This is a genomic window from Streptomyces sp. NPDC003720 (genome assembly GCF_042875075.1).
Lineage (GTDB): Bacteria > Actinomycetota > Actinomycetes > Streptomycetales > Streptomycetaceae > Streptomyces.
In genome coordinates this window covers 269,445-295,021 of the sequence record NZ_JBIANZ010000010.1, presented here as the reverse complement: position 1 = coordinate 295,021, position 25,577 = coordinate 269,445, and the positions used below count along the sequence as shown (strand labels likewise).

The 25,577-nt window shown below is 73.8% G+C and carries 22 protein-coding genes; 4 read left to right on the top strand and 18 right to left on the bottom strand.

Annotation, left to right across the window (positions count from 1 at the left end):
• Window positions 1-43: 43 nt before the first annotated feature.
• Window positions 44-997, bottom strand: a complete 954-nt coding sequence (locus ACFYU0_RS27575) for an aminoglycoside phosphotransferase family protein (protein WP_389304767.1) — start codon at window positions 995-997, stop codon at window positions 44-46.
• A gap of 611 nt (window positions 998-1,608) precedes the next feature.
• Entirely contained in the window at window positions 1,609-1,785 is a 177-nt protein-coding gene (locus ACFYU0_RS27570; RefSeq protein WP_185091440.1) for a hypothetical protein, read from the bottom strand.
• 624 nt (window positions 1,786-2,409) lie between these two features.
• Here ACFYU0_RS27570 and ACFYU0_RS27565 point away from each other — a divergent pair.
• Window positions 2,410-3,786, top strand: coding sequence for a protein kinase (locus ACFYU0_RS27565; RefSeq protein WP_351663939.1), 1,377 nt, complete (start codon window positions 2,410-2,412; stop codon window positions 3,784-3,786).
• On the opposite strand, the gene ACFYU0_RS27560 is transcribed toward ACFYU0_RS27565, so the two are convergent.
• The 9 genes from ACFYU0_RS27560 to ACFYU0_RS27520 all read right to left on the bottom strand — a co-directional run bounded on the left by ACFYU0_RS27560 (window position 3,753) and on the right by ACFYU0_RS27520 (window position 16,402).
• Entirely contained in the window at window positions 3,753-4,571 is an 819-nt protein-coding gene (locus ACFYU0_RS27560) for a TrmH family RNA methyltransferase (protein ID WP_389304766.1), read from the bottom strand. The two genes, ACFYU0_RS27565 and ACFYU0_RS27560, sit on opposite strands and share 34 nt — an antisense overlap.
• Before the next feature lie 92 nt (window positions 4,572-4,663).
• On the bottom strand, window positions 4,664-5,896 hold the full coding sequence (gene cobA / locus ACFYU0_RS27555; RefSeq protein ID WP_389304765.1) for a uroporphyrinogen-III C-methyltransferase: 1,233 nt from the start codon (window positions 5,894-5,896) through the stop codon (window positions 4,664-4,666).
• 140 nt (window positions 5,897-6,036) lie between these two features.
• A complete protein-coding gene (gene cobT / locus ACFYU0_RS27550; RefSeq protein WP_389304764.1) occupies window positions 6,037-10,185 on the bottom strand; it encodes a nicotinate-nucleotide--dimethylbenzimidazole phosphoribosyltransferase in 4,149 nt (1,382 codons plus the stop codon).
• A gap of 347 nt (window positions 10,186-10,532) precedes the next feature.
• A complete protein-coding gene (gene cbiE / locus ACFYU0_RS27545) occupies window positions 10,533-11,750 on the bottom strand; it encodes a precorrin-6y C5,15-methyltransferase (decarboxylating) subunit CbiE (protein WP_389304763.1) in 1,218 nt (405 codons plus the stop codon).
• 133 nt (window positions 11,751-11,883) lie between these two features.
• The gene (locus ACFYU0_RS27540) at window positions 11,884-12,522 is read right to left on the bottom strand and encodes a GNAT family N-acetyltransferase (protein ID WP_389304762.1); all 639 of its coding nucleotides are present in this window, start codon (window positions 12,520-12,522) and stop codon (window positions 11,884-11,886) included.
• 132 nt (window positions 12,523-12,654) lie between these two features.
• Window positions 12,655-13,488 (bottom strand): MetQ/NlpA family ABC transporter substrate-binding protein, encoded by an 834-nt coding sequence (locus ACFYU0_RS27535; protein ID WP_389304761.1) that lies wholly within the window; start codon window positions 13,486-13,488, stop codon window positions 12,655-12,657.
• Between the two features lie 68 nt (window positions 13,489-13,556).
• Window positions 13,557-14,294 carry a methionine ABC transporter permease gene (locus ACFYU0_RS27530; protein WP_351663952.1) on the bottom strand — a complete coding sequence of 246 codons (738 nt, stop codon included), beginning with the start codon at window positions 14,292-14,294 and terminating at the stop codon, window positions 13,557-13,559.
• Window positions 14,291-15,334, bottom strand: coding sequence for a methionine ABC transporter ATP-binding protein (locus tag ACFYU0_RS27525; protein ID WP_389304760.1), 1,044 nt, complete (start codon window positions 15,332-15,334; stop codon window positions 14,291-14,293). Before ACFYU0_RS27525 ends, ACFYU0_RS27530 begins: the two co-directional genes overlap by 4 nt.
• 417 nt (window positions 15,335-15,751) lie before the next feature.
• Entirely contained in the window at window positions 15,752-16,402 is a 651-nt protein-coding gene (locus ACFYU0_RS27520; RefSeq protein ID WP_351663957.1) for an HAD family hydrolase, read from the bottom strand.
• Between the two features lie 69 nt (window positions 16,403-16,471).
• Between ACFYU0_RS27520 and ACFYU0_RS27515 the strand changes: the two genes are divergently transcribed.
• Both ACFYU0_RS27515 and ACFYU0_RS27510 read left to right on the top strand, forming a co-directional pair.
• The gene (locus ACFYU0_RS27515) at window positions 16,472-16,831 is read left to right on the top strand and encodes a hypothetical protein (RefSeq protein WP_351663959.1); all 360 of its coding nucleotides are present in this window, start codon (window positions 16,472-16,474) and stop codon (window positions 16,829-16,831) included.
• A 1-nt stretch (window position 16,832) separates the two neighbouring features.
• Window positions 16,833-17,252 (top strand): hypothetical protein, encoded by a 420-nt coding sequence (locus ACFYU0_RS27510; protein WP_351664177.1) that lies wholly within the window; start codon window positions 16,833-16,835, stop codon window positions 17,250-17,252.
• Here the strand turns inward: ACFYU0_RS27510 and ACFYU0_RS27505 are convergent.
• From ACFYU0_RS27505 to ACFYU0_RS27495, 3 genes are all read right to left on the bottom strand, one after another.
• Window positions 17,242-17,739 carry a GNAT family N-acetyltransferase gene (locus ACFYU0_RS27505; protein WP_351663961.1) on the bottom strand — a complete coding sequence of 166 codons (498 nt, stop codon included), beginning with the start codon at window positions 17,737-17,739 and terminating at the stop codon, window positions 17,242-17,244. The genes ACFYU0_RS27510 and ACFYU0_RS27505 overlap by 11 nt on opposite strands.
• A 45-nt stretch (window positions 17,740-17,784) precedes the next feature.
• Window positions 17,785-18,291 (bottom strand): sigma-70 family RNA polymerase sigma factor, encoded by a 507-nt coding sequence (locus tag ACFYU0_RS27500; RefSeq protein ID WP_351663963.1) that lies wholly within the window; start codon window positions 18,289-18,291, stop codon window positions 17,785-17,787.
• 98 nt (window positions 18,292-18,389) lie between these two features.
• Complete coding sequence (locus tag ACFYU0_RS27495; RefSeq protein WP_351663965.1) at window positions 18,390-19,574, bottom strand: glycerophosphodiester phosphodiesterase; 1,185 nt, start codon at window positions 19,572-19,574, stop codon at window positions 18,390-18,392.
• A 400-nt stretch (window positions 19,575-19,974) separates the two neighbouring features.
• Here ACFYU0_RS27495 and ACFYU0_RS27490 point away from each other — a divergent pair, with 400 nt between their 5' ends.
• Window positions 19,975-20,646, top strand: a complete 672-nt coding sequence (locus tag ACFYU0_RS27490; RefSeq protein WP_351663967.1) for a lysophospholipid acyltransferase family protein — start codon at window positions 19,975-19,977, stop codon at window positions 20,644-20,646.
• A gap of 110 nt (window positions 20,647-20,756) precedes the next feature.
• Here ACFYU0_RS27490 and ACFYU0_RS27485 read toward each other — a convergent pair whose 3' ends face one another.
• From ACFYU0_RS27485 to argH, 4 genes are all read right to left on the bottom strand, one after another.
• A complete protein-coding gene (locus ACFYU0_RS27485) occupies window positions 20,757-22,280 on the bottom strand; it encodes an MFS transporter (RefSeq protein ID WP_389304759.1) in 1,524 nt (507 codons plus the stop codon).
• The gene (locus ACFYU0_RS27480; RefSeq protein WP_389304758.1) at window positions 22,277-22,843 is read right to left on the bottom strand and encodes a TetR/AcrR family transcriptional regulator; all 567 of its coding nucleotides are present in this window, start codon (window positions 22,841-22,843) and stop codon (window positions 22,277-22,279) included. Before ACFYU0_RS27480 ends, ACFYU0_RS27485 begins: the two co-directional genes overlap by 4 nt.
• A 93-nt stretch (window positions 22,844-22,936) precedes the next feature.
• Window positions 22,937-23,908: an aldo/keto reductase gene (locus ACFYU0_RS27475; protein WP_389304757.1), complete on the bottom strand. Its 972-nt coding sequence runs from the start codon at window positions 23,906-23,908 to the stop codon at window positions 22,937-22,939.
• 115 nt (window positions 23,909-24,023) lie between these two features.
• Window positions 24,024-25,481, bottom strand: a complete 1,458-nt coding sequence (gene argH / locus ACFYU0_RS27470) for an argininosuccinate lyase (RefSeq protein WP_389304756.1) — start codon at window positions 25,479-25,481, stop codon at window positions 24,024-24,026.
• Window positions 25,482-25,577 lie beyond the last annotated feature (96 nt).

Here is a 25,577-nt window from a genome sequence, read left to right as displayed (position 1 = left end):
GTTTCCCCAGGACAGACTCCGTGCGGCCCCGGTCGGTTGCACCCTACGCGGGGAAACCGCGCGTCAACTGGCGGGGTACGGGACTCATTCGGGCACAGGCGTCGACCAGGGCCTGCTCCACCTCGTCCAGCGGGCGGCCGGCTGCGATCGCCTTGGTGAGGGCGCGGGCCGCGGTCTGCGCGGTGAGCGCGCGGGCGGGGACGTCCAGGGCGGCCCAGGGGTCGCCTTCGGCCGGTACGGCGGGTCCGCCGGCCTCGCGGTAGGCGGCCAGGAACCGGGCCCACTCGTCGGGCGGGAGCAGTCCGCAGGCGTACCAGGCGGCGGGACGGGCGAGGTCCCAGGCCGGGACGCCGAGGCCGAGGTCGTCGACGTCGATCAGCCGCCAGGGGCCGTCGGGCGCCGGGTGCCGTACGAGCTGGCCGAGGTGCAGGTCGCCGTGGCAGAGGGCGGGGGCACCGGGCATGGGCGCTTCGGCGCGGGCCCAGGCGGGGAGGGCGGTCCAGGCGCGCAGGACGGGGGGTCCGGCCGGGTGGGGGGTGGTGCTCAGGGCCGTGCGCAGGCGGGCGAGGGCGTGGGCGGCCTTGACCGGACCGCGCATGGGGGGTGGAGGGACGCCGTCGCCGGGGGCGGTCCGGTGCAGGCGGGCGAGGAGGGTGGCGGCCGCTTCCCAGGGGGCGGCGTCGGGGTCGTCCGGGTCGACGGGGGCGCCGTACGGCCAGAGGGTGACCAGGCGGTCGTGCAGGGCGGTGGGGGTGGGGGTGAGCGGGGGCAGGAGGACGTCCGGGACACGGGCGGCCGCGGCCAGGCGGAGGCTGAGGCCGGCGGGGTCGGTGTCCGGGGCGTGGGCCTTGACGACGGTGCCGGCGTGGCGGACGACGGTGGCGTCGGGGCGGTCGGCGAGGGTGGTGGCCGGGCAGGGGCAGGGGGGTCCGCCCGGGGGAAGGTGGGGGTGGGCGGTGGTTGTGGCCTTTGCGGTGAGGGCGGTGAGGAGGTTCACGGGGGTTGTTTCGGCCTCGGGGGTTGGGGGTGCGGGGTGAGCGTACGCCTGCGGGGGGCTGTGCGGGTCGGGTCAGGCGGACGGTGCTGTTGGGGCTGGGCGGTGTCCAGGCACGCCCAGCGGGCGGGCGTTGCCTGGGCGGCTGGGCGGTGTCTGTGCGGGCCGGCTTAGGCGGACGGTGCTGTTCGGGCTGGGCGGTGTCTGCGCGGGCCGATTCAGGTGGACGGTGCCGGGGTGGCTGGGCGGTGTTGGTGCCGACCGGGGGGTTCCGCTTGCCCGCGCTTGCGGGGTGCCTCCCCCACTCTCGGCTTCGCTCGAGCGGGGGGACCCCCACCGCCCACCCGTGCCGCCCCTAGCGGCACGCATGCCCGCAGCTGGGGGAGGCCGGTACCCGCAGCGGAGCGGCGCGCATGCCGGCAGCTACGCGGCTCGGGTGTCCTCGTTCATGCGGCTGTGGGGCCACGGCGGCGGTTCTGTGGGGGAACGGCGTAATGCCGGCGCAGCTCCCCAGCTGCGCCGGCATTTGTGCCGTCCGCCGCACCCCCGTCCCCACGGGGTTTCATGGATGGATGTCCCCGCCCGGACCGCTCTTCCGGGCCTGGGGTCGCCGCTCAGCGCCCCAGCATCACACCCACGGACGACGCCTGTGTGGCCACCGTCTCCCAGCCGTCGAAGACGAGCAGGAGCAGGGCCGCCAGGGGAAGGGCCATGAGCGTCGCCACCAAGGGGTGGCGGCGGCCCGTGCGGCGGGGGGCGAACGTGGTGCGCCGTGGTGCCGTGTGGGCCATGGTCCCTCTCCCGACCGTGTCTGTCGTACACGCTTGTGTTCGTGCAGCGGCGGGTGTCTGACCTCGGGGGACGAGTGCTGCCACCCGCCGCTTGACCTCAAATCTAGGCGTGCGGCGCCGCGTGGGCGTCATGCCCTCGTACCGATTGGCGGGCCTCCCGGAGGATGAGCGGCGACCGGCGGACTACTCCCCTGGGTGGAGACATGGACCTGACTCTCGGGGTCTTCCCGGAGGGGGCGCCCGCTGTGTCCCGTCATGTCCGGACCTGTCGGCGCGTCACTTCGAGTGAGTTCGATCACTTCCTCCGTTTCCGGGCGGTCGGCGACGGGTGTCCTGATCGTCCGGTGGCCGGTAGCGTCGGGCGCGGTGCGGTTCGGGCCCGGGGGCCGCCTCCCCGCCGCCGTGCGCTGCGGCGGTTCGCTGCGTCGCGGTTCAACGTCCCTGCCGCGCAGCGTTGTTGGAGCCGACACAGGTTCAAGGGGGCTTCAGGGCACGGCTTGCTGACCCTGTCTCACCCGGGCCGCGCGCGGTGGACAATCCCTCGGGGCGAGAGGGCGCGGCCTATGCGCGCGGGCGGCCGTGGAAACGTAAGCTGTGCCACGTCACAGGGACCGGGCAGCGGGGATGAACATGGCGATGATGCGCCTGAGGCGCGAGGACCCGCGCGTCGTCGGCTCGTTCAGGCTTCACCGACGGCTCGGCGCGGGCGGGATGGGCGTGGTCTACCTCGGCTCCGACAAGAAGGGCCAGCGGGTCGCGCTCAAGGTGATCAGGCCCGACCTCGCGGAGGACCAGGAGTTCCGGTCGCGCTTCGCCCGTGAGGTGTCGGCGGCCCGGCGGATCAGGGGCGGGTGCACGGCCCGGCTGGTGGCCGCGGACCTGGAGGCCGAGCGGCCCTGGTTCGCCACGCAGTACGTGCCCGGGCCCTCGCTGCACGACAAGGTCGCCGACGACGGCCCGCTCGGCGCGGCCGACGCCGCGGCGATCGGCGCGGCCCTGTCGGAAGGGCTGGTCGCCGTGCACGAGGCCGGCGTGGTGCACCGGGACCTGAAGCCGTCCAACATCCTGCTGTCCCCCAAGGGACCGCGCATCATCGACTTCGGCATCGCCTGGGCCACCGGCGCCTCCACGCTCACCCACGTCGGCACGGCGGTCGGCTCGCCGGGCTTCCTCGCCCCCGAGCAGGTGCGCGGCGCGGCGGTGACCCCGGCGACCGACGTGTTCTCGCTGGGGGCGACGCTGGCCTACGCGTCGACCGGCGACTCGCCGTTCGGCCAGGGCAGTTCCGAGGTGATGCTGTACCGCGTGGTGCACGAGGAGCCGCAGCTGCACGGAGTGCCGGACGCCCTCGCCCCGCTGGTCCGGGCCTGTCTGGCCAAGGACCCCGACGACCGGCCGAGCACGCTGCAACTCTCGCTACGGCTCAAGGAGATCGCCGCCCGCGAGGCGCAGGGCCTGGCCGACGTACGGCCGCCCGCGCCGCGCGTCGCGGAGGCGGACCTGCCGACCGGGCGGCTCGCCGACACCTACCCCGAGCAGCAGCGCACCCAGCGGCGCACCGCTCCCGGCACTCCGGCGCCCCGTGGGAACACGCCCGCCAGGGGCGGTGCGCCCGCCCGCGGCGGCAGCGCCTCCCGGGGCGGTGGAGTGGCCTCGCGGCCGGGCGCGGTTCGGTCCACCCCTCCCCCGCGCGGCGGCGGCCCGCGCTCCGGCAGCAGGCCCGCGCCGCGGAGCGGCACGGGGCGGCCCGCGCCGCGCCCGACGGGAAGCCGGCTGCGGCCGGCCAACCCGCGGCTGCTGCGGCAGCGGCTGTTCGTGTTCGTGGTGGTGACGTTGCTGGTCGCGCTCGGCATCGCGGTCGCGCAGGGCTGCCAGGGCCCGGCGCGCGGTCTGGGCGGCGACGGGCGGCAGCGGCACGTGGGGGCGGGGGCGCACCCGTCGGCCGCCGAGCGGGCGGTCTCCCCCGGTCAGGCCCCGGGGCGTCCCGAGGCCACCGCGTAGAACGCCACCGCGGCGGCCGCGCCGACGTTCAGCGAGTCGACGCCGTGGGACATCGGGATACGGACCCACTCGTCGGCGGCCGCCAGTGCCTTGGCGGACAGGCCGTCGCCCTCCGCGCCGAGCATCAGGGCCACCCGGTCCATCCGGTGCGGGGCGACCTCGTCGAGGGTGCGGGCCCTGTCGTCGGGGGTGAGCGCGAGAAGGCCGAAGCCGGCCTCGCGGACCGGGTCCAGGCCGTTGGGCCAGGTCTCCAGGCGGGCGTAGGGCACCGAGAAGACCGCGCCCATCGACACCTTGACGCTGCGCCGGTACAGCGGGTCGGCGCAGTCGGGTGAGAGCAGCACCGCGTCCATGCCGAGGGCGGCCGCCGAACGGAAGATCGCGCCGATGTTGGTGTGGTCGTTGACCGCCTCCATGACCACGACCCGCCGGGCGCCCCGCAGCAGCTCCCCCGTCGTCGGCAGCGGCTTGCGCCGCATGGAGGCGAGGGCGCCGCGGTGCACGTGGTAGCCGGTGACCCGCTCGGCCAGGTCCGGGGTGACCGCGTACACCGGCGCCGGCACCTCGTCGATGACGTCCCGCATGACGTCGATCCACTTGGCCGAGAGCAGCATGGACCGCATCTCGTAGCCGGCCTCCCGGGCCCTTCTGATCACCTTCTCGCCCTCGGCGATGAACAGGCCCTCGGCGGGCTCGCGCCTGCGGCGCAGCTCGACGTCGGTCAGGCCCGTGTAGTCGCGCACACGCGGGTCGTCGGGGTCGTCGATGGTGATGATCTCGGCCACGGGGTGAATACTGCCTTGTCCTGGGGTGGGTCGGTTGCCAACGGCTGGGGGGAGGGCGTGGTGCCCGGGGTGGTCCCCCGGGTGACGCGTGATCAGGCCGGCGTTTCCGGGCCCACGTTCACGACCTCGCCGACGACGATGACCGCCGGGGGCCTGACGTCCTCGGCGCGTACGGTCTCGGCGACCGTGGCGAGGGTGGCGTCGACGCGTCGCTGCGCGGCCGTCGTGCCCTCCTGGACGAGGGCGACGGGGGTCCGGGGCGACCTGCCGTGCGCGACGAGCGTGTCGGCGATCTTCCCGATCTTGTCGACGCCCATCAGGATCACCAGCGTGCCGGTCAGCCGGGCCAGGGACGGCCAGTCGACCAGGGAACGCTCGTCGTCGGGGGCGACATGGCCGCTGACCACGGTGAACTCGTGGGCGACGCCCCGGTGGGTGACCGGGATGCCGGCCGCGCCGGGCACGGAGATGGAGCTGGAGATGCCGGGGACCACCGTGCACGGGATGCCGGCCTCGGCGAGCGCCTGGACCTCCTCCATGCCGCGGCCGAAGACGAACGGGTCGCCGCCCTTGAGCCGGACCACCGACCTGCCCTGCTTGGCGTGCTCGATCAGGGCGTTGTTGATGGCCTCCTGAGCCATGTAGCGGCCGTACGGGATCTTCGCCGCGTCGATGACCTCGACGTGCGGCGGGAGTTCGGCGAGCAGGTCGCGCGGGCCGAGGCGGTCGGCGATGACCACGTCGGCCTCGGCGAGGAGACGGCGGCCGCGGACGGTTATCAGGTCCGGGTCGCCGGGGCCGCCGCCGACCAGCGCCACTCCCGGCGTGCGGGTGCGGTGGTGCGGGGCGACGAGGGTGCCGTCGCGCAGGCCCTCGACCACCGCGTCGCGGACGGCCGCCGTGTGCCGGGGGTCGCGGCCGCGGGCGTCGGTGGTGAGGACGGCCACCGTGACGCCCTCGCTGTGCCCGGTCGCCGGGGTCCAGGCGGTCGCCCGGTCGGCGTCGTCGGAGCGGACGCACCAGACGCGGTTGCGCTCCGCCTCGGCGGACGCGGCGGCGTTGGTCGCGGGATCGTCGGTGGCGATGAGGACGTACCAGGCCTCCGCGAGGTCGCCCTCGGCGTACGGCCGGCGCTGCCAGGTGATCTCGCCGCCGTCGGCCATGGCCTCGACGGACGGCGTGGCCTCCGGGGAGACCAGGACGATGTCGGCGCCCGCCGCGATCAGTGCCGGGAGGCGGCGCTGGGCGACCTGGCCGCCGCCGAGGACGACCACGCGGCGGCCGGAGAGGCGGAGGCCTACGGGGTAGGCGGGGTGTTCGGCCATGAGGGACGGCTCCTCGTGCAGCTCTGCGATGGGCGCGCTGCGGCTTTGGAGCGGCCCTGACGTGCGGATTTTAGGACGTGGGAGCGAGCGGGGCACGGGCGGTCCGGTGGCTGGGCACCGGACCGCCCGCCACCGGGCCGCTACTTCTCCGTGACGCCCGCCGAGTCGAACGTCGCCACTTCGTGCATCGCCCGTGCGGTGCTCTGCACCAGGGGCAGGGCCAGCAGCGCGCCGGTGCCCTCGCCGAGGCGGAGGTCGAGGTCGACCAGGGGCCGCAGGCCCAGCTTGTTGAGCGCCGCCACGTGGCCGGGCTCGGCGCTGCGGTGACCGGCGATGCAGGCCGCGAGGACCTCGGGGGCGATGGCGCGGGCGACCAGGGCCGCGGCGCCGGCGCTGACGCCGTCCAGGATCACCGGCGTGCGCAGGGAGGCGCCGCCGAGGAGCAGGCCGACCATGGCCGCGTGCTCGAAGCCGCCGAGGGCCGCGAGGACGCCGATCGGGTCGGCCGGATCCGGCTGGTGCAGTTCCAGGGCGCGGCGGACGACCTCGGTCTTGCGGGCCAGGGTCTCGTCGTTGATGCCGGTGCCCCGGCCGGTGACCTCGGCGGGGTCGGCGCCGGTGTACACCGAGATCAGCGCGGCGGACGCGGTGGTGTTGGCGATACCCATCTCGCCGGTGAGCAGCGCCTTGTTGCCGGCCGCCACCAGGTCGCGGGCGGTCTCGATGCCGACCTCGATGGCGGCCTTGGCCTCCTCGCGGGTCATCGCCGGGCCGGTGGTCATGTCGGAGGTGCCGCCGCGGATCTTGCGGGGCAGCAGTCCGGGCGTGGCCGGCAGGTCCGCCGCGACGCCGACGTCCACGACGCACACCTCGGCGCCGACCTGGCCGGCGAAGGCGTTGCACACCGCTCCCCCGCCGAGGAAGTTGGCCACCATCTGCGCGGTGACCTCCTGCGGCCAGGGGGTGACGCCCTGGGCGTGCACCCCGTGGTCGCCGGCGAAGATCGCGACGGCAGCGGGCTCCGGGATCGGCGGCGGGCACTGCCGGGACAGCCCGGACAGCTGGGCGGAGATGATCTCCAGCATGCCGAGCGCGCCGGCGGGCTTGGTCATGCGCTTCTGCCGCTCCCAGGCCTCGCCGAGCGCCTTGGCGTCGAGCGGGCGGATCTGTGCGACGGTCTCGGCAAGCAGGTCGTGGGGTTCCTCTCCGGGCAGGGCGCGGCGGCCGTACGTCTCCTCGTGCACCACCCAGGACAGCGGGCGCCGCTTGGACCAGCCGGCCTGCATCAGCTCGGGCTCGTCCGGGAACTCGTCGACGTAGCCGACGCACAGGTAGGCGATGACCTCGAGGTGCTCGGGCAGGCCGAGGGCGCGGACCATCTCGCGCTCGTCGAAGAAGCTGACCCAGCCGACGCCGAGGCCTTCGGCGCGGGCGGCGAGCCACAGGTTCTCCACCGCGAGCGCGGCGGAGTACGGGGCCATCTGCGGCTGGGTGTGCCGGCCGAGGGTGTGGCGGCCGCCGCGGGTGGGGTCGGCGGTGACGACGATGTTCACCGGGGTGTCGAGGATGGCCTCGATCTTCAGTTCCTTGAACTGCTTGGCCCGGCCCTTGGGCAGCGACTTGGCGTAGGCGTCCCGCTGGCGCATGGCGAGTTCGTGCATGGCCCGCCGGGTGTCGGCGGAGCGGATGACGACGAAGTCCCAGGGCTGCGAGTGGCCCACGGAGGGCGCCGTGTGGGCCGCCTCCAGGACGCGCAGCAGCACCTCGTGCGGGATCGGGTCGCCGCGGAAGCCGTTGCGGATGTCGCGGCGTTCGCGCATCACCTTCAGCACGGCCTCGCGCTCGGCGTCGTCGTAGGCGGGCGCGGCCGGTCCGGCGGACCGCTTCGGCTCCTCCACCGCGGTGGTGCTCTCTTCCTGCTCGTCGGCCCTGGTCCGCAGGTCCTCCGCGTGCTGTACGACATCGGGGCCGGCCTCGGCGTCCGGCGCGGCCGGTACCTCCGGTGCGGCCGGTGCGGCGAGGGACTCGGCCTCGCGGGGCCCGGGAACGGTGGCCATGGGCTCCTGCTGGTCCTGGACGGGCAGCACGAGGGGGTGCGGCGGGGTGGGGGCCAGGTGCGGTGTGGTCGGCACCTGGCCGTCCACGGGCACGAACTGCCCGAGCGGCTGCCCGGGGCCCGGCTGCAGCGGAACGGCGGAGGGCAGGGGCTCGGCGGGCGCGGCCGGGTCGGCCTCGGCGGGGGGCGCGGGCGGCGTCGTGGCCTCGGCGGCGGCCGGTGCGGGGACCGTCCCGGCGGGCTGGTGCTGCGGGCCCGAGGGTGCGGCGGGGCTGGTGGCCGGGGCGGGCGCGCCGTCGGCGGAGACCTGGCCGGTGCTGTCGGGCGCGACGGCCTGGTCCTGGTCCTGGCCCAGGGGCGGCTGGGGCTGCTGCTGAGCGGTCGCCGCCTCGCCGTCGTGCGGGGCGGGTACGGCGGGCTGGGCGGCCTGCTCCTGCCCGGCGGCGGGCGCGGATGCCTCGGTGGACGCGGTCGCCGCCTCGGCCTCCGCCGCCAGGGCGACATGGTGGGCGGCCGGTGCGGCCTGCGGAGCCTGCTCCGGCTCGGGGGCCTGCGCCGCCTCCGCGCCCTGCGCCGACTCGGTGGCCGGCAGCGGCTCCGTCGCGGTGGCGGGTGCGGTGGCCTCGGCCTGCTCGGGCACGGCGGCCGGGACGTCGGCGGACGCGACGGGCTGAGGCTCGGCGGGTGCGACGCTCGGCTCGGCGGCCATGACCGGCTGGGGCTCGGTGGACGCTGGAGGCTGAGGCTCGGCGGGCTCGGCGGGCTGGGGGGCGGCGGGCTGAGGCTCGACGGTCGCGGCGGGCCGGGGCTCAACGGGAGTGGCGGGCTGAAGCTCCCCGGCAGCGGCGGGCTGAAGGGCCCCCGGCGCTGGAACGGCCTCGGCCGCCGGAGCGGCTTCGGCCGGCGCGGCCTGCTCGGTCGCTTCCCCGGTCACTTCCTCGCGTACTTCCTGAGGTGCGGCCGCGGCGGCGTCGGCCGCGGGGGCCACGCCCTGTGCCGGGACGGCCTCCTCGGCCGCCACGACCCCATCGGCCTCCTCGGCCGCCACGACCGCATCGGCTGCCGCGTCCGCGGCGAGTGCGGCCTCGGCGGGCGCGGCCTCTTCCGGCTGGACGGGCTGCGCGGCCTCGCCGGACACCACGGGCTCGGGCGCCTGGGCGGCCTCGGCGCCCTCCGGGGCCTGCGTCTGCGTGTCCGCTGCGGCCACAGGGGCCTGCTCCGCGATGTCCGCGACGACCGGGGCGGTGACCGCCTGACCCGGCTCGACGCCCGGCGTCGCCCCGGAAGCCTGGTTCGCTTCCCCGGCAACCTCGGGCGCGGCCGCCTCGGTCACCGCCGACGGCGACGCCTGCGCCGCCGGGACTCCGTCCGCACCGGTGAGGGCCGCGGCCTGCGGTTCCTGAACGGTGGCCGCGGGAGTCGCGCCGCCCTCGGCGTCCTGACTCTGGCCGGCGGGAGCGACGTACACGCCGTCGTGGCCGTGCGCGGGCTGCATCCCGTCGTGGCCGTGCACACCCTGCGCCGCGGCGGGCGCCTGCGGCTCCCCGGCCGGCGCCTGTGCCGTCGCCTGGGTGGTGAGGCGGGCCACCGCGGCCTGGGCGGCGCCGGAGGCACCGCCGCTGGGCTCGGGCCCGTCGGCCGGAGCAACCGTTTCCGCAGCCGGCCCCTGAGCCTCGGCCCGGGCCGCGACCGCGGACGCGGCGCCCCACGGGGCCGCACTCTGCGGGGCCACGCCGGGCAGGGCCTGGACGTCGAGGTACTCGGGCGCGGTCGCGGCCGGTCCGGGCTGCCGGACCGGCGCTCCGGCGGGGCCGCGGTCGGCGAGGGAGCGGACCGGACTGGCGGAGGCGTCGGGGATCGGCGGACCGAGGTGCAGCGGCCGGCGCGGCGCCGCCGCCGTGGCGTCGTGGGGGGCCGAGAGGATGGGGGAAGGGGGCACGGACACCGGACCCGTGTCGGGCAGGCGGACGCCGCTGAGATCAACGGAACCGCTGTCCCGGCCGGCCGTCTCGTGCGGACCCGGCTCGTGGAGGGCCTCGACGACCGGTTCCGGCGCGGGCGGCGGAACCTCGTTGCCCCAGGCGCCCTGAGCACCCGGCAGCAGCAGGTCTTCGTCCTCGGCGGGAAGCTCGGAGAGGTAGGTGTACGCACCGTGCGCGGGGACGCCCGGCTGCTCCACCATGCCTGCGCTCTCCGGCTGTCCCTCGGCCGGGACCTGGCCGGTGTCCGTCATGCGTACCCCTCGCCCATCGGTTAGTGCTTCTCTACGACCAGCTCATCCGGAACGGCGCACCGACCGCCCCGTAGTGAAGAACGAGCGTGCGTGCCCAGCGGCACGAACGACCGCCCGGAAAAGGCGACAAAGCCATTCAGTGGCATTGTCCCGGCCGTTCCACCGTCGCGACAGCATGATCCGCGACAGCCCGCTGTGGACTGCGCCACGTTGCGCGTCCTCAGGTTCTGCCGTACCACACCCCACCCCAAAACGGGCGCGCTTTCCGGACATTGACGAACGAAGCTCCGGGCCACCGGTACGGCACAACGATCGGCCAGCCTACCGCGCGCGGTACGACAACAGGATCACGGGGCGCGCTCGGCCAGCACCCCGCTGAGCAGGAACGCAACGTTCCGCTCGGTCTCCGTCCAGGCGCCGGTGTCCAGTTCGACGGACTGCAGCAGGGCGCACTCGACCCGGTACCCGTGCTCGGTCAGCCCGCGGCCGACGAGTTCGGCCTCGTCGCGGGTCGCGGCGTGGGCGACGATGCGCTGCGGCCGGCGGTCGGCGACGGCCGAGACCACGGCCGCTCCCCCGCCGCCCACGCGTACGACGTCGGGTTCGGGCAGGTTCTCCAGCACGTGCGGGGCGGTGCCGTGGACCACTTGGAGCTGGACGCCGAAGCGGCGCGCGGCCGCCTCGGTCCGGGCGCAGGCCTCGGGCAGCCGGTCGACGGCGATGACGGCGGCCCCGGCGCGCGCGGCCTCGGTGGCCAACGCGCCGCTGCCGCAGCCGATGTCCCAGACGAGGTCGCCGACGCGGGGTCCGAGCCGGGCGAGTTGGGCGGCCCGCAGCAGCTGGGTCTCGCCCTCGCCGAGACCGCCGGGCGCGCCGTACGCCTCGTCCGGCTGCACCCAGCCGCGCGGCCCGGCGCCCGGGTCGCGTCCGGCGATCCAGCCGCCGTCCTCGGCCGCCGCCGCCCGGCCGCCGACGACGATGACGACGTTGGGGTCGCGCCAGGTGTGGTCGGCGGCCTTGTCGGAGGTGACGACGGTGACCTGTTCGCGTGCGGTGCCCAGTTCCTCGCAGATGACGAAGGTCCGGTGGACCCCCTCCATCAGGAGGCCGAGTTCGGCGGGCCCGGCGCCCGGCGAGGTGAGGACGGCGACCTTGGTGTGGGCCCGGCACACGTTGACGGCGCGGCGCAGGGTACGCCGGTGGGCGACGACCACCTGGGCGTCGTCCCAGGGCATGCCGGCGCGGGCGAAGGCGGCGGCCACGGAGGAGACGGCGGGGACGACCTCGACCTCGAGTCCGAACTCCGGTGCGCGCAGGGTCCGTACGACGCCGAAGAAGCCGGGGTCGCCGTCGGCGAGGACGACGGCGGTGCCGCGGTGGGCGGCGATGCGGCGGGCGGCCAGGGAGACGCTGCCGAGGCGGACGCGCTCGGCGGCGGGCGGGACATCGGGGAGCGCCAGGTGGTGGGCCGCGCCCGCCACGAGCGTGGCGGCGCCGAGGGCGGCGCGGGCCGCTTCGGTCGGCGGCGAGCCGTCCCAGCCGATCACCGTGACCCGGTCGGCCATCGTCGTCAGTCTCCGTTTCCGCAGGTCGTCGGGGGTACGGGCCCTGGGTGGGCTCCGTGAGCGTACCGGGTGAGGCCGGTCGGACGCGCGGTGGGGGGCGATGCGGCGCGCGGTCGCCCGCGCCGCGGTGGTGTCAGTTCCAGTCGGAATAGGAGGTGAAGTCACCGGTGTCGGCGAACTGCTCGTCGCCGCCTTCGAGGTCCTCCGGGAGCAGGCTCCAGACGATGAAGTCGGTACGGGTGTCGGTCCAGGTGCCGTCCGCGGTGCGGGCGTGGGCTATGCAGGCGTTGCGCAGCACGCCCTCGCTGATGCAGCCGATCTTCTGGGCGACCTGCTGGGAGGCGGTGTTGCCGGCGGCGGTGCGGAGCTCGATGCGCTCGAACTTCTGGTCGCCGAACAGCCAGTGGGCGGTGGCGAGCGCGGCCTCGGACGCGTAGCCCTCACCGCGGGCCCAGGGCGCGATGATGTACGACAGCTCGGTGGAGCGCAGGTGCCAGTTGGTCTTGGCGAGCTGGACGATGCCGACCAGGCGCTGGGTGAGGAACTCGGTGACCGCGAGGTCCAGGCCCCGGCCCGCGGCGCGTTCGGCGGGCGCGTACGCGGTGATCCAGTGCCGGGCGCCGTTCTCGGTGAACGGCTGCGGCACGTCGGTCCAGGCGGCGATCTGCTCGTCGTTCATCATTTCGGCCATCGCGGGCACGTCGTCCTCGTCGAGGGGCCGCAGCACCAACCGCTCCGTGCTGATGGAGACGTTGGGGAAGGTGCTACTCATGCGCCGCTCCGTAACCTTCGGAAAATCCTGCAGAGGCTGCTGAACTGCCCAGCATGCAGCATGAAAGCACCGAAACGCACAACGGGGTCCACTCCATGTAAGTGAGCAGACCCCGTGCGTGGCGATATGGGCTCAGAAGGACGGGATGACCGAGCCCTGGTACTGGTCCTCGATGAACTTCTTCACCTCGGGCGAGGTCAGCAGCTTGGCGAGCTTCTTGACCCGGGGGTCCTTCTCGTCGCCTTCCTTGACCGCGAGGAAGTTGCCGTACGGGCTGTTCTTCGCGGACTCCAGGACGAGGGCCTCCTTGGCGGGCTTGATGCCGGAGGAGATGGCGTAGTTGCCGTTGATCACCGCCGCGTCCACGTCGTCGAGGGAGCGCGCGGTCTGGGCCGCCTCGACCTCCTTGAACTGGAGCTTCTTCGGGTTCTTGGTGATGTCCCGCGGGGTGGCCTCGGTGCCCACGCCGTCCTTGAGGGTGATCAGCCCGTTGGCGGCGAGCAGCTTCAGGGCGCGAGCCTCGTTCACGGCGTCGTTCGGGACGGCGATGGTCGCACCGCTCTTCAGCGCGTCGGCCTTCTTGACCTTGTGGGAGTAGAGGCCGAGCGGCTCCAGGTGCACCGTGACGACGGGCGCGATGTGGGTGCCGCGCTTCTTGTTGAAGTCGTCGAGGTACGGCTGGTTCTGGAAGTAGTTGGCGTCCACCGAGCCGTCCTCGGTCGCCGTGTTCGGCGTGATGTAGTCGGTGAACTCCTTGACCTCGAGGTCGAGGCCCGCCTTCTTCGCCAGGTTCTTCTTGACGAAGTTCAGGATCTCGGCGTGCGGGGTCGGGCTCGCGGCGACGACCAGCGGTCCGCTGTAGTCGGAGGAGCCGGCGGAGCCCTTGTCGGAGCCGCAGGCGCTGAGCCCGAGGGTGAGGGCTCCGGCGGCGAGGACGGCGGTGGTGAGCTTGGCGGTGTTACGCACGAAAAGTGCCTTTCCTTGGGTGGTGCGACCCCGTGACAGGTGGACGGGGAGTTCTGGGGCGGTGGCGCTCAGGCGACTTCGGTGACGTCGGCGGCCGCCGGCTCCCTGGCCTTGAGCAGGCGCAGCCTGGGCGCGGGGCCGGAGCGGGCGCCGCGGTGGTGCAGGGCGCGGGCCGCGTAGTCGCCGGCGAACTGGATGAGGGAGATGACGACGGCGAGGATCGCCACGATCACCCACATCAGGCCGGTCTCGAAGCGCTGGTAGCCGTAGCGGACGGCGAGGTCGCCGAGACCGCCGGCGCCGACGGTGCCGGCCATGGCGGAGTAGCCGATGAGCGCGACGAGGGTGGTGGTGGCGGAGGCGATCAGCGACGGCAGGGCCTCCGGCACGAGGACCTTGCGGACGATGGTGAAGGTGTTGCCGCCCATCGACTGCACGGCTTCGACGAGCCCGCCGTCCACTTCGCGGACGGCCGTCTCGACGAGGCGCGCGAAGAACGGGATGGCGCCGATGGCCAGCGGCACGATGGCGGCGTCCCGGCCGATGCTGGTCCCGGTGACCCACCGGGTGAAGCTGGTCAGCGCGAGCATGAGGATGATGAACGGCATGGAGCGGGCGATGTTCACGACCTGCCCGAGGACCTTGTTCACCACGACGTTCTGCAGCAGGCCGCCGCGCTCGCTGAGCACGAGCAGGAGGCCGAGCGGCAGACCGCCGGCGACGGCGATGAGCGTGGACCAGCCGACCATGTAGGCGGTGTTCCAGCACTCCGGTTCCAGCAGCGGCCACATCTCGGACCAGGTCACTTCGCGCCCTCCTTGACCAGTACGGGCTCCTGGCCCTCGTGTTCGACGACGTCGATCTGCAGACCCTGCTCGCGCAGGAACCCGACCGGCACCACGTTGTCCTCGTAGCGGCCGGGCAGCTCGATGCGCATGCGGCCGATCTGGAGCCCGCCGACGGTGTCGATGGCGGCGCCGAGGATCGAGATGTCGATGTTGTAGGTGCGCGAGAGCTGGGAGATGACCGGCTGGGTGGCGGCCTCGCCGTGGAAGGTGACGTCCAGGACGGTCCGGTCGGCGCCGGTGGCCTCGCCGCCGACCGGGAAGAGTGCGGAGGCGAGCTCGGAGCCCGGGGTGGCCAGCAGCTCGCTGACCGTGCCGGACTCCACGATCCGCCCCTTGTCCATGAGGGCCGCGGAGTCGCAGATCGACTTCACCACGTCCATCTCGTGGGTGATGAGCAGGACGGTCAGGCCGAGCTGCCGGTTCAGGTCGCGCAGCAACTGCAGGATCGAGCGCGTGGTCTCCGGGTCCAGGGCGCTGGTGGCCTCGTCGGAGAGCAGCACCTTGGGGTCGCCGGCCAGGGCGCGGGCGATGCCGACGCGCTGCTTCTGGCCGCCGGAGAGCTGGGCGGGGTGGGCCTTCGCCTTGTCCGCGAGGCCGACCAGGTCCAGCAGCTCCAGGGCCTTGCGGGAGCGCTCCTTGCCGGACTTGCCGAGGATCTCCAGCGGGAGTTCGACGTTGTCCTGCACGGTCCGGGTGGAGAGCAGGTTGAAGTGCTGGAAGACCATGCCGATCCGGCTGCGCGCCCGGCGCAGTTCCCGGCCGGCCCGGGAGCCGTGGCCGACGAGGGCGGTGAGGTCCTCCCCGGCGACGGTCACCGTGCCGGAGGTGGGCCGCTCCAGCAGGTTGACGCAGCGGATGAGCGACGACTTGCCGGCGCCGGACTGGCCGATGACGCCGTAGACCTCGCCCTCGCGGACGTGGAGATCGACGCCGTCGAGGGCGGTGACCTCGCGGCCGCGGGAGCGGTAGACCTTGGTCAGGCCCGATGTGGTGATCACAGGATTTCCGTCACTGTCGAGTGCGGGGGCGTGGGTGTGCCCGGGCACGGGTGCGTTGCATTCGGTCAGGGACGCGGCACGGTTCTCGCTGTGGCGATGGAACCGGGGAGAACATCGTGTGCGCGGTGGGGGTCACCCCATGCCCATCGGGCAGTGGGGGCGGCGTCCGTCCCGGGTGCCGCTGCGGCGGCGGGGACAGGCCGCGGCTCTCGCTTCGGGGCGCGAGGCTCAGGTGGTGCGGGGGCCCTCTAGAAGGCGCACATTCGACACATACAGCGAGCACCGGGCGGCATGGTCGCCTCGGTCGCAGGGGTGCGGCTGCTCGTCGTGGTCATGCGATCAGTAAACCAGACCGACGGTGCTGACCGGCGCGCACTGTCCGCATAGTGGACAGCGATGGACAGCGGTGGGGGACGCTCAGCCGCGGACGGAGATCTCCACTCCTTCGTCGGTGACCAGTGCGGACAGGGCCGAGAGGTCCCCGACCACCAGGTCGGCCCGCAGTTCCGCGGCCCGGTGGGTTGTGGCCAACGCCACGGTGGTCATGCCGGCCGCGCGTCCGGCCCGGAGCCCCGCGGGGGCGTCCTCGAAGACCACGCAGCGGGCCGGGTCCACGCCGAGCTGCCGGGCCGCCAGCAGGTAGGGCTCGGGGTCGGGCTTGCCCCGCGTGACGTCGTCGGCGGCGACGAACGTCTTGGGCAGGATGCCCACCGCGTTCAGCCGGGCTTCCGCCAGCCGCCTGGTGGCGGAGGTCACGACGGCCCAGCGGTCGGCGGGCAGCGAGTCCAGGAAGTCCCGCGTCCCGGGCAGCAGCCGCACCCCTCCGCGGGGCACGTCCTCCACCTCGAGCTGTTCGACCCGCGCGACCGCCTCCGGGACCAGACGGGCGGGCAGCAGGTCGGCGACTATCTCCGCCGCGGTCCGTCCGTGCAGTTCCACCCGCCCGAACTCCTCGGCCGTGATCCCGTACTCCCGCGCCCAGCGCGTCCAGCATCGCTCGACGGATTCGAGGGAGGAGACCAGGGTGCCGTCGTTGTCGAACAGGAGGGCTTGTGCGTGGATCGTCATGGTCTAGACCCTACGGCGTACGACGGGGTCGGCGGCGGCGGTCCGTTTCCGCCGTAATAGGGTCACGGCATGCTCAATGCCCTGACGCTGGTGACCGGGCTCACCGCGCTGCTGCTCGCCGCCTGGTGCGGCTGGGCCGCCTACCGGGACCAGCCGACCAAGGACTGGCACTTCATCGGCATGGGCGTGGTGTCGCTGCTGGCCGCGGTCCAGCTGGTCGTCGGCATCGTGCAGCTGGCGCGGGGCGAGAAGCCGGAGCAGGGCACGGCGATCTTCCTGGCCTATCTGCTGGGCGCGTTCGCCTGCGTGCCGGCGGCCGGTTTCATGTCGCTGGCCGAGCGGACCCGGTGGGGCTCGGTGACGGTGGCCGCCGGCGGTGTGGTCCTCGCCGTGCTGGAGGTGCGGCTCTATGACATCTGGGGAGCCTGAGATGACGGCGGTGCGGGAGAAGCCGGCCCGGCTGATCAGCGGGCCGGGCATGCTGCTCGTCTGGTTCTACGGCGTGATGGTGGTCGGGGCGGTGTCGCGCTCGGTGTACCAGATCGCGACGGACTTCGGCCGGGCGCCGCTGGCCTACTCGCTGTCGGCGGTGGCCGGCGTGGTGTACGGGTTCATCACGTACTCGCTGGTCCGGGGCGGGGAGAAGGCCCGCAGGGCGGCACTGGTGTGCTGTGCCGCCGAGCTCGCGGGCGTGCTGATCGTGGGTACCTGGACCCTGGTCGATCCGTCCGCCTTCCCGGACGCGACCGTCTGGTCCGACTACGGCATGGGGTACGTCTTCATCCCGGTGCTGCTGCCGCTGTCGGCGATGTACTGGCTGCGCAGGTCGCGCGAGCGCGTCACGCGGTAGCCGCGTACGTGCCCGCCCGCTTCTCCAGGACGATCAGCTCCACGCCGTCGGCGCCCGTGGACCGGCCCACCGTCTCGTAGCCGACCCGGCGGTACAGCCGGAGGTTGCCCTCGCTGCGGTGGCCGGTGTGGAGGCGGAACCGGGTGGCGCCGCGCTGCTCGGACAGCGCCGTCTCGGCCGCGCGCAGCAGCCGCGCGCCGATGCCGTGGCCCTGGAGCCGCGGGTGGACGCAGAGCTTGCCGATGGCGGCCGCGCCGTCCTCGGTCACCTTGCCGCGCACCGAGCCGACCACCTCCTCGCCGAGTCGTGCGACGAACACGCAGTCCTGGGCGACCTCCTGACGGACGGACTCCAGGCTCTGCACGAGCGGATCGATGCGGTAGTTGCCGTACAGCGCCGCCTCGCCCTGGAAGCACAGGTACTGGAGCCTGAAGATCTGCTCCGCGTCCTGCTCGGTCGCCACCGAGATGGTCACGCTCATGCCCATGTGCGCATGCCTCCCGCTCACCTGATCACCGGTCGTCCCCCACTCCTATCCCCGCGCTCCGCGGGCCGCAACCTCCGGCGCGAGTACTCGTCGCAGACATCCGAGACATCTGGAGCGTTCCGGTCCGAGACTGCCCTGTGAGATACCCAACTCCCCGGCGATTTCCCGGTATGTCGGATCCTCGGGCGAGAGGAGCGCCGCCAGCAGCCGGGGGCAGCGCCCGGGCAGCCCGCGGACCGCCTCGCGCAGCGCGCGGTGCCGGGCGGCGGTGAGAGCGAGCTGCTCCGGACCGGGGCGCGCGTCGTCGGCCGGTTCGGCTTCGTACGGCCGCTCGTGCCGGGTGGTACGGCGGCCGCGGCGGGCCTCGGCGCGCACGGCGCCGCGCAGCCAGCCCTGCGGGTCCGCCGGCGGCCCGCCGGCCGCGAGCCGCTCCAGCAGCCGCAGCCAGACGGCCTGTTCCAGGTCGGCCGGCTCGCTCCCGGCCGCCTGCGCCTCGGCCGACGCCTCGGCGGTGAGCAGGGGGCCGAGGGCGGCCACCAGGTCGTGCGTCATGTGCGGAACGACGCGCCGCCCCGGTGCCGGGTTCCGGGACGGCGCGCGTTCACCCCGAAAGGGTGCGTGTCCCGCCGGGCGTTGACGTGGGCCGCGGGTCAGCGGGCCAGGAAGTCGGCCCGGGCGAGCAGACCGGTGTCGGCGTTGTCGGTGAAGACGCCGTCGATGCCGGTGGCGAAGTACGTGGCGAATGCGGCGAAGGCGTCGCCGTAGGCGTCCGCCGCGCTGCCCTTGCGGTACTCGGCCGGGAGGAAGGGGTTCTCGTTGCGCATGGTGTAGGGGTGCAGGATCAGCCCGACCTTGTGCGCGTCGGCGACCAGCGTGCTCGGCTCGGCGAGGGTGCCGTCCGCCTTCTTCGGGATGACCAGGTCCAGGGTCGGGCCGATGCCCTGGGCGTAACCGGCGATCTCCCGCAGGCCCTTGGGCGTGACGAGGTCGGCGACCGTGCGCGGGTCGCCGCTGTCGACGAAGTCGTAGGGGCGGCTGTTCGCCGAGGAGAGCAGCACGACCAGCGGGTTGTCGACGAGCCGGTTCAGCCGCTGGATGCTGGTCGGCTCGAAGGACTGCAGGATCACCGGCGCGTTCCGGCCGTCCTTTCCGTGCTTGCGCAGCAGCTTCGCCACCCGCTCCTCCAGGCCGAGGCCCAGCTTGCGGAAGTAGGTGGGGTGCTTGGTCTCCGGGTAGATCCAGACCTGCCGGCCCCGCTTGCGGGTCTGCTCGTCCTGCCACTTCAGGACCTCTTCGAAGGTGGGGATCTCGAAGCGCCCGTCGTAGAGGGTGTTGTGCGGCCGGTTGGCCGGGATGCGCTCGACGGCGCGCAGCGTCTTCAGCTCGGCGAGGGTGAAGTCCTCGGTGAACCAGCCGGTGGTGGACACGCCGTCCAGCGTCTTGGTGGTTCTGCGGCCGGCGAACTCGGGGTGCGAGGCGACGTCCGTGGTGCCGCCGATCTCGGGCTCGTGCCGGCAGACGAGGTGGCCGTCCCTGGTGGGCACCAGGTCGCCGGCCTCCACGATGTCCGCGCCGAAGTCCAGGGCCAGCTCGTAGGAGCCGAAGGTGTGCTCGGGGCGATAGCCGCTGGCGCCCCGGTGCCCGATGATCGTCGGCACCGGCAGGCTCTTCAGCCCGCGCCCGCCGGGTCCGGCCTTACCGGCGCCGGCCGCCCGGGCGGCGCCGGGCAGCCCGAGGACCGCCCCGCCCGCGCCGAGCACCGCCGCGCCGAGCACGGCCCGCCGTCCGGTGGCCCGCTGTCCCTCGTCCGCCCGGTCGCCGTCCATCCGGTCCATGCGCCCTCCTGCCGTTCGCCGCCTGTCGGTCCCCGGCGTCCCCGTTCCGGGGCGCCGGTGCGCGCCGATCGTAGGGGTGTCCGGGTGACGGACGGGAGACCCCCGTCGGAACAGGCGGGTGACGCCGGATGTCCGCCGGGAGGCGGAATGTGACGGTGCGTCGGGCGTTCCGGGACGCGGAGCGGGTAGCCGGACGGTACGGGGCTCCGCGCGATGTCCGTCACATCGCCCACCCGGACGCCACACCCGGGTTCCGGCGCTTCACCGCAGGTAAACCAGTGTCAACAGTGCGTAAGACCTCGGTGAACCGGGCCTCCCCGATGTGCGCTTCCCCCGGAGCCGCGAGTAATGTCCTCACCTGCACAGACACATATCGTTCACCTCGACATCGGAGGACCCGTTGTCCCGCTTCGCGCTCATCAAGGCCGTGCTCGGACCGATCATGCGTCTGATGTTCCGCCCTCAGGTGGAGGGCGTGGAGCACATCCCGGGGGACGGGCCGGTCATCCTGGCCGGTAATCACCTGACCTTCATCGACTCGATGATCCTGCCCCTGGTCTGCGACCGCCAGGTCGTCTTCATCGGCAAGGACGAGTACGTCACCGGCAAGAGCCTCAAGGGCCGGCTCATGGCGTGGTTCTTCACCGGCGTCGGCATGGTCCCGGTGGACCGCGACGGCGGCCGCGGCGGTGTCGCGGCCCTGATGACCGGACGCCGGGTCCTCGACGAGGGCAGGATCTTCGGCATCTACCCGGAGGGCACCCGCTCCCCCGACGGCCGCCTCTACCGCGGCCGCACCGGCATCGCCCGGCTCACCCTGATGACGGGCGCCCCGGTGGTCCCCTTCGCGATGATCGGCACGGACAAGCTGCAGCCGGGCGGGTCCGGCTTCCCGCGGCCCGGCAGGGTGACCGTCCGCTTCGGCGAGGCGATGGAGTTCTCCCGGTACGAGGGGATGGACCGGGACCGCTACGTGCTGCGGGCGGTGACCGACTCGGTGATGGCCGAGGTCATGCGGCTGTCGGGGCAGGAGTACGTGGACATGTACGCCACCAAGGCGAAGGCGGCGTAAGCCTCCGGCGGTTGGGCGCCTCACCGCCGTGGGGGTGCTGCTTCGTCGCGCCCGCAGGTGCTTCCTGGCTGGTCGCGCAGTTCCCCGCCCCCCCTTTCGGGGCACCTTGCTCACTCCGGGTTCTCCAGGTTCTGGTTCTTCAGGAGGAACCAGGCCGCCGCCGCTGTGGCCAGCAGGACTGCGGCTCCGGCGCCCGAGGCCAGGTGGAGGCCGTGGACGAAGGAGTCGCGGGCGGCGTCCAGCATGTGCTGGGCCGGGAGCGCCGGCATGTCCTTCGCCGCCTCCACCGCGCCGCCCAGTGACTCGTGGGCGCGGGCCGGGGTGCCCGCCGGGCCGGCGAAGCCGCGGTACGCGCCCGTCACGATGGAGCCCAGCAGGGCGATGCCGAGGGCCGCGCCGAGTTCGTACGCCGTCTCCGAGACCGCGGACGCCGCGCCCGCCTCGTCCTTGGGGACGCCGGCGAGGATGACGTCGGCGGTCACCGTGAAGGAGAAGCCGGCGCCCACGCCCACGACGAGCAGCGCGGCGCCGAGCAGCGGGTAGCCCGTGGACCGGCTCAGCGTCGTCAGCACCGCCAGGGCCGCGCCGACCGCCGCCAGGCCGCCGGAGACCACCACCCGCACCGAGAAGCGGCGGGCCGCGCGGCCCGCGACCAGGCCGGCCGCCACCGCGCCGGCGGCCGCGGGCAGTTCGGCCAGGCCCGCCTCGAACGGGCGCCTGCCCTGGACGAGTTGCAGGTACTGGGAGAGGAAGAAGACCAGGCCGGACATGCCCAGCACGGTCAGCAGGTCGGCGAGGACCGCCCCGCTGAAGCCCCGGCGCCGGAACAGGCGCATGTCCAGCAGCGGGACCGGCATGGTGAGCTGGCGGCGCACGAAGCCGTACAGGGCGGCGGCGCCCAGCAGGCCCGCGGCCGCCGCGACCGGGGTCGGGCCGTGCGCGGCCGCCTCCTTGACCGCGTACACGATGCCGATCATGCCGACGAGGGACAGCACCACACTGCTCAGGTCCCAGGGCCCGGGGCGCGGGTTGCGGGACTCGGGCAGCGTGCGGATGCCGACCAGCACCAGCACCGCCATGACCGGCAGGTTGATCAGGAACACCGAGCCCCACCAGAAGTGCTCCAGCAGGAAGCCGCCCGCGATGGGGCCGACGGCCGTGCCGGCGGAGGCGGTGGCGCCCCAGATGCCGATGGCGAGGCTGCGCTCGCGCGGGTCGTGGAAGAGGTTGCGGATCAGGGCGAGGGTGGCGGGCATCAGGGTGGCGCCGGCGACGCCGAGCAGCGCCCGCGCGAGGATCATCATCTCGGGGGTGGCCGCGTAGGCGTTCAGGACGGAGACCGCGCCGAACGCGGTCGCGCCGACGAGCAGGATGCGCTTGCGGCCGATGCGGTCGCCCAGGCTGCCCATGGAGACCAGCAGTCCGGCGATGACGAAGGAGTAGACGTCGCCGATCCACAGCAGCTGGGTGCCGGAGGGGCGCAGGTCCTCGCTGATGTAGGGGGTGGCGAGACCGAGGACGGTGGCGTCGACGGCCACCAGCAGCACGGCCAGGACGAGGACGGAGAGCGCGAGCCAGCGGCCCGGGCGCCTCACCGCCCCGGTCGTGCCGGCCGGCTGCAGGGTGCTGGTCATGATTCCTCTCTTTGCGGTGCGTTCGCACGTCGTGCGCCGCCGAGCAGCAGCTCGACGACCATGTGGCTGAAGTCCTTGCCGGCGACCCGGCCCTCGGCGACCGCCCAGGCGCCGGAGGCCAGCAGGCCGTACAGGGCCTCGGTGAGCCAGGCCGGGGTCAGGTCGATGCGGAACTCGCCGCTCTCCTGGCCGCGCCGGAACAGGCCGGTGAGGCGTTCGTCGAGGCGGGTCCAGCCCTCGTTCTGCTCCTCGCCCTCGAAGAGCTGGTTCTCGGTGTAGAGGAAGGCGAGCAGGCCGGCCGCGGGCTCGATGACGCGGACCAGGCGGCGGACCGCCTCGCCCGCCGGGCCGTCGTCCAGGCGGGCGGCGTCCAGGGCGGCCTCGCACTCCGCGATGCCGAGCGCCTCCAGGGCCCGGACGAGGGCGTCGCGGCCCGCGAAGTGGCGGTGCAGGGTGGCCCGGCTGATGCCGGCGGCCCTGGCCACCTCGTCCATGGTCGCGGTGGACTTGCGGGTCAGCAGGGCGGCCGCGCTGCGCAGCACCTGGTCACGATCGAGCGCCATGAGACAAGGATAGCCCAAGTGAGACATTGATGTCTCACTATGGGCATGCGTGACTCATGACCGCTGGTCGGAGCCGGTTCGAGCGGGTGACGGTCAGTGCCAGGGGAGCTGTCCGCGCCGCTCCCAGTAGGCGCGCGGGTCCTCCACCAGCGTGGCGAGCCGGGTGAGCTGGTCCACGTCGAGGTCCACGACGGCCGCGTGCAGGTTGGAGGCGAGCTGGTCGAGCGTCGCGGCGCCCGAGAGGACGACACCGGCCCATGGCTGCCGCAGAACCAGGGCGAGGGCCACGGCGTCGCAGCCGAGCCCGGTCTCCTCGGCCACCGACCTCAGCGTGTCCGGGGCGTGCGGCGCGGCGAGCCGGCCGTTGGCCATGCCCTCCTTGACGATCACGGTCAGCCCGGCGTCGTGCGCCTCGGCCAGCGCGGGTCCGGCCGACGTCTCCAGGGCGTTGTACGTCGACTGGACGGTGCGGAAGAGCGGCTCGCCCTCGACCGTCACCGCGAGCGCGGCGCGGATGGCGTCGGCCTGGGCGGGTCCGCTGGTGGAGAAGCCGACGGTGAGTCCGCCGGCGGCCGCCTCGGCGAGTCGGGCGTGGAGTTCCTTGTCGGTGAGGGCCGGGCTGTCCGGGGTCACCGAGTGGATCTGGTAGAGGTCGAGCCGGTCGCCGAGCAGTTCCCCGGTCTCCGCGCGCTGCCGCTCGTACGTCGCCAGGCCGTGGTCCTTCACCTCGTGCCGTTCGGCGTCGGTGGACCAGCCGGCGGTGTAGGTGTAGCCCCACTTGCTGCCGACGACCACGTCGTCGACGTCCGGACGGGCGGCCAGCCAGTCGGCGAGGAACTCCTCGGAGCGGCCGTAGGAGCGGGCCACGTCGAAGTAGCGCACGCCCTGCGCGTAGGCGGCGTCGAGGAGTTCGTGAGTACGCGCGCGCAGGGCCTCGATGCTCCGGTCCTCGCCGAGGTCCTGCTCGCGGCCGAGGTTGATGTAGCCGGGGCGGCCCACCGCGGCCAGGCCGAGGCCGATGTGGCTCGTCGGCGTGGTCGCTGTCGCGAGGCGGGCGAAAGGCATCGCAGGCTCCGTTCGGTCGGCTCCGGTACGGCTTCGACGACCAACGTAACCCGCGACGCCTTCGGGATCCGCCCGACGACTCGGCCGGACCGCCGCATCGGCGAGGGCGGGCGCCCTACGCGTCGCCGCGCGGACCCGCGTACGCCTTGCGGGGCGCGGTGGCCCACGCGTGCTGGGCCGCCACGTCCGCCTTGACCTCGGCGAGCTGGACGGCGACCGCGCTCGGCGCCGTGCCGCCGCGGCCGCTGCGGGAGGCGAGCGCGCCGGGCACGTCGAGGACCGAGCGGACCTCCGGGGTGAGGTGGGCGGAGATCTTCGCGAACTGCTCGTCCGTGAGCTCGTCCAGCTCCTTGCCCTCGGCCTCGGCGACCTTCACGCACTCCCCCGCGACCTCGTGGGCCACGCGGAACGGCACGCCCTGCTTCACCAGCCACTCGGCGATGTCGGTGGCGAGCGAGAAACCGGCCGGGGCCAGCTCCTCCATGCGCTCGCGGTTGACCGTGAGGGTGGCCATCATGCCGGTGAAGGCCGGGAGCAGGACCTCGAGCTGGTCGCAGGAGTCGAAGACCGGCTCCTTGTCCTCCTGGAGGTCTCGGTTGTACGCGAGGGGCAGGGCCTTCAGCGTCGCCATGAGACCGGTCAGGTTGCCGATCAGCCGGCCCGACTTGCCGCGCGCCAGCTCGGCGATGTCCGGGTTCTTCTTCTGCGGCATGATCGACGAGCCGGTGGAGAACGCGTCGTGCAGGGTCACGAAGGAGAACTCCTTCGTGTTCCAGATGATGATCTCCTCGGCGATCCGGGACAGGTTGACCCCGATCATCGCGGTGACGAAGGCGAACTCCGCCACGAAGTCGCGGGACGCCGTGCCGTCGATGGAGTTGCCGGCGCTGCCGTGCTCGAAGCCGAGGTCCTTCGCCACCGCCTCCGGGTCCAGGCCCAGCGAGGAGCCGGCCAGGGCGCCGGAGCCGTACGGCGAGACGGCCGTGCGCGCGTCCCACTGGCGCAGCCGCTCGGCGTCCCGGGACAGGGACTGCACGTGCGCGAGCACGTGGTGGGCGAAGAGCACCGGCTGGGCGTGCTGCAGGTGGGTGCGGCCGGGCATCGCCACGTCGGGGTGGGCCTCGGCGAGGCCGATCAGGGCGTCCTGGAGTTCCGCGATCAGACCGCCGATGATCCGGGCGTGGTCCCGCAGGTACATCCGGAAGAGCGTCGCGACCTGGTCGTTCCTGGAGCGGCCGGCACGCAGCTTGCCGCCGAGGTCGGGGCCGAGGCGCTCCAGCAGGCCGCGCTCCAGGGCGGTGTGGACGTCCTCGTCGGCGATGGTGCCGACGAAGGAGCCGTCCGCCACGTCCGCCTCCAGCCGGTCGAGCCCGGCGATCATGCGCGTCAGCTCGTCCTCGGTGAGGAGCCCCGCCTTGTGCAGGACGCGGGCGTGGGCGCGGGAGCCCGCGATGTCGTAGGGCGCGAGCCGCCAGTCGAAGTGGACGGACGCGGACAGCTTCGCCAGGGCCTCGGCGGGACCGTCGGCGAAACGGCCGCCCCAGAGCCGTACGTCACCGCTGTTGCTGCTCACTTGCGTTGCTCCTCGAGAAGTCGTCTCTGTGCGGCCGCCTCCCCACCCTTGCAGGCGGGGAGGCGGCTGTCAGGCGATGCGTGCGAGGTGACCCGT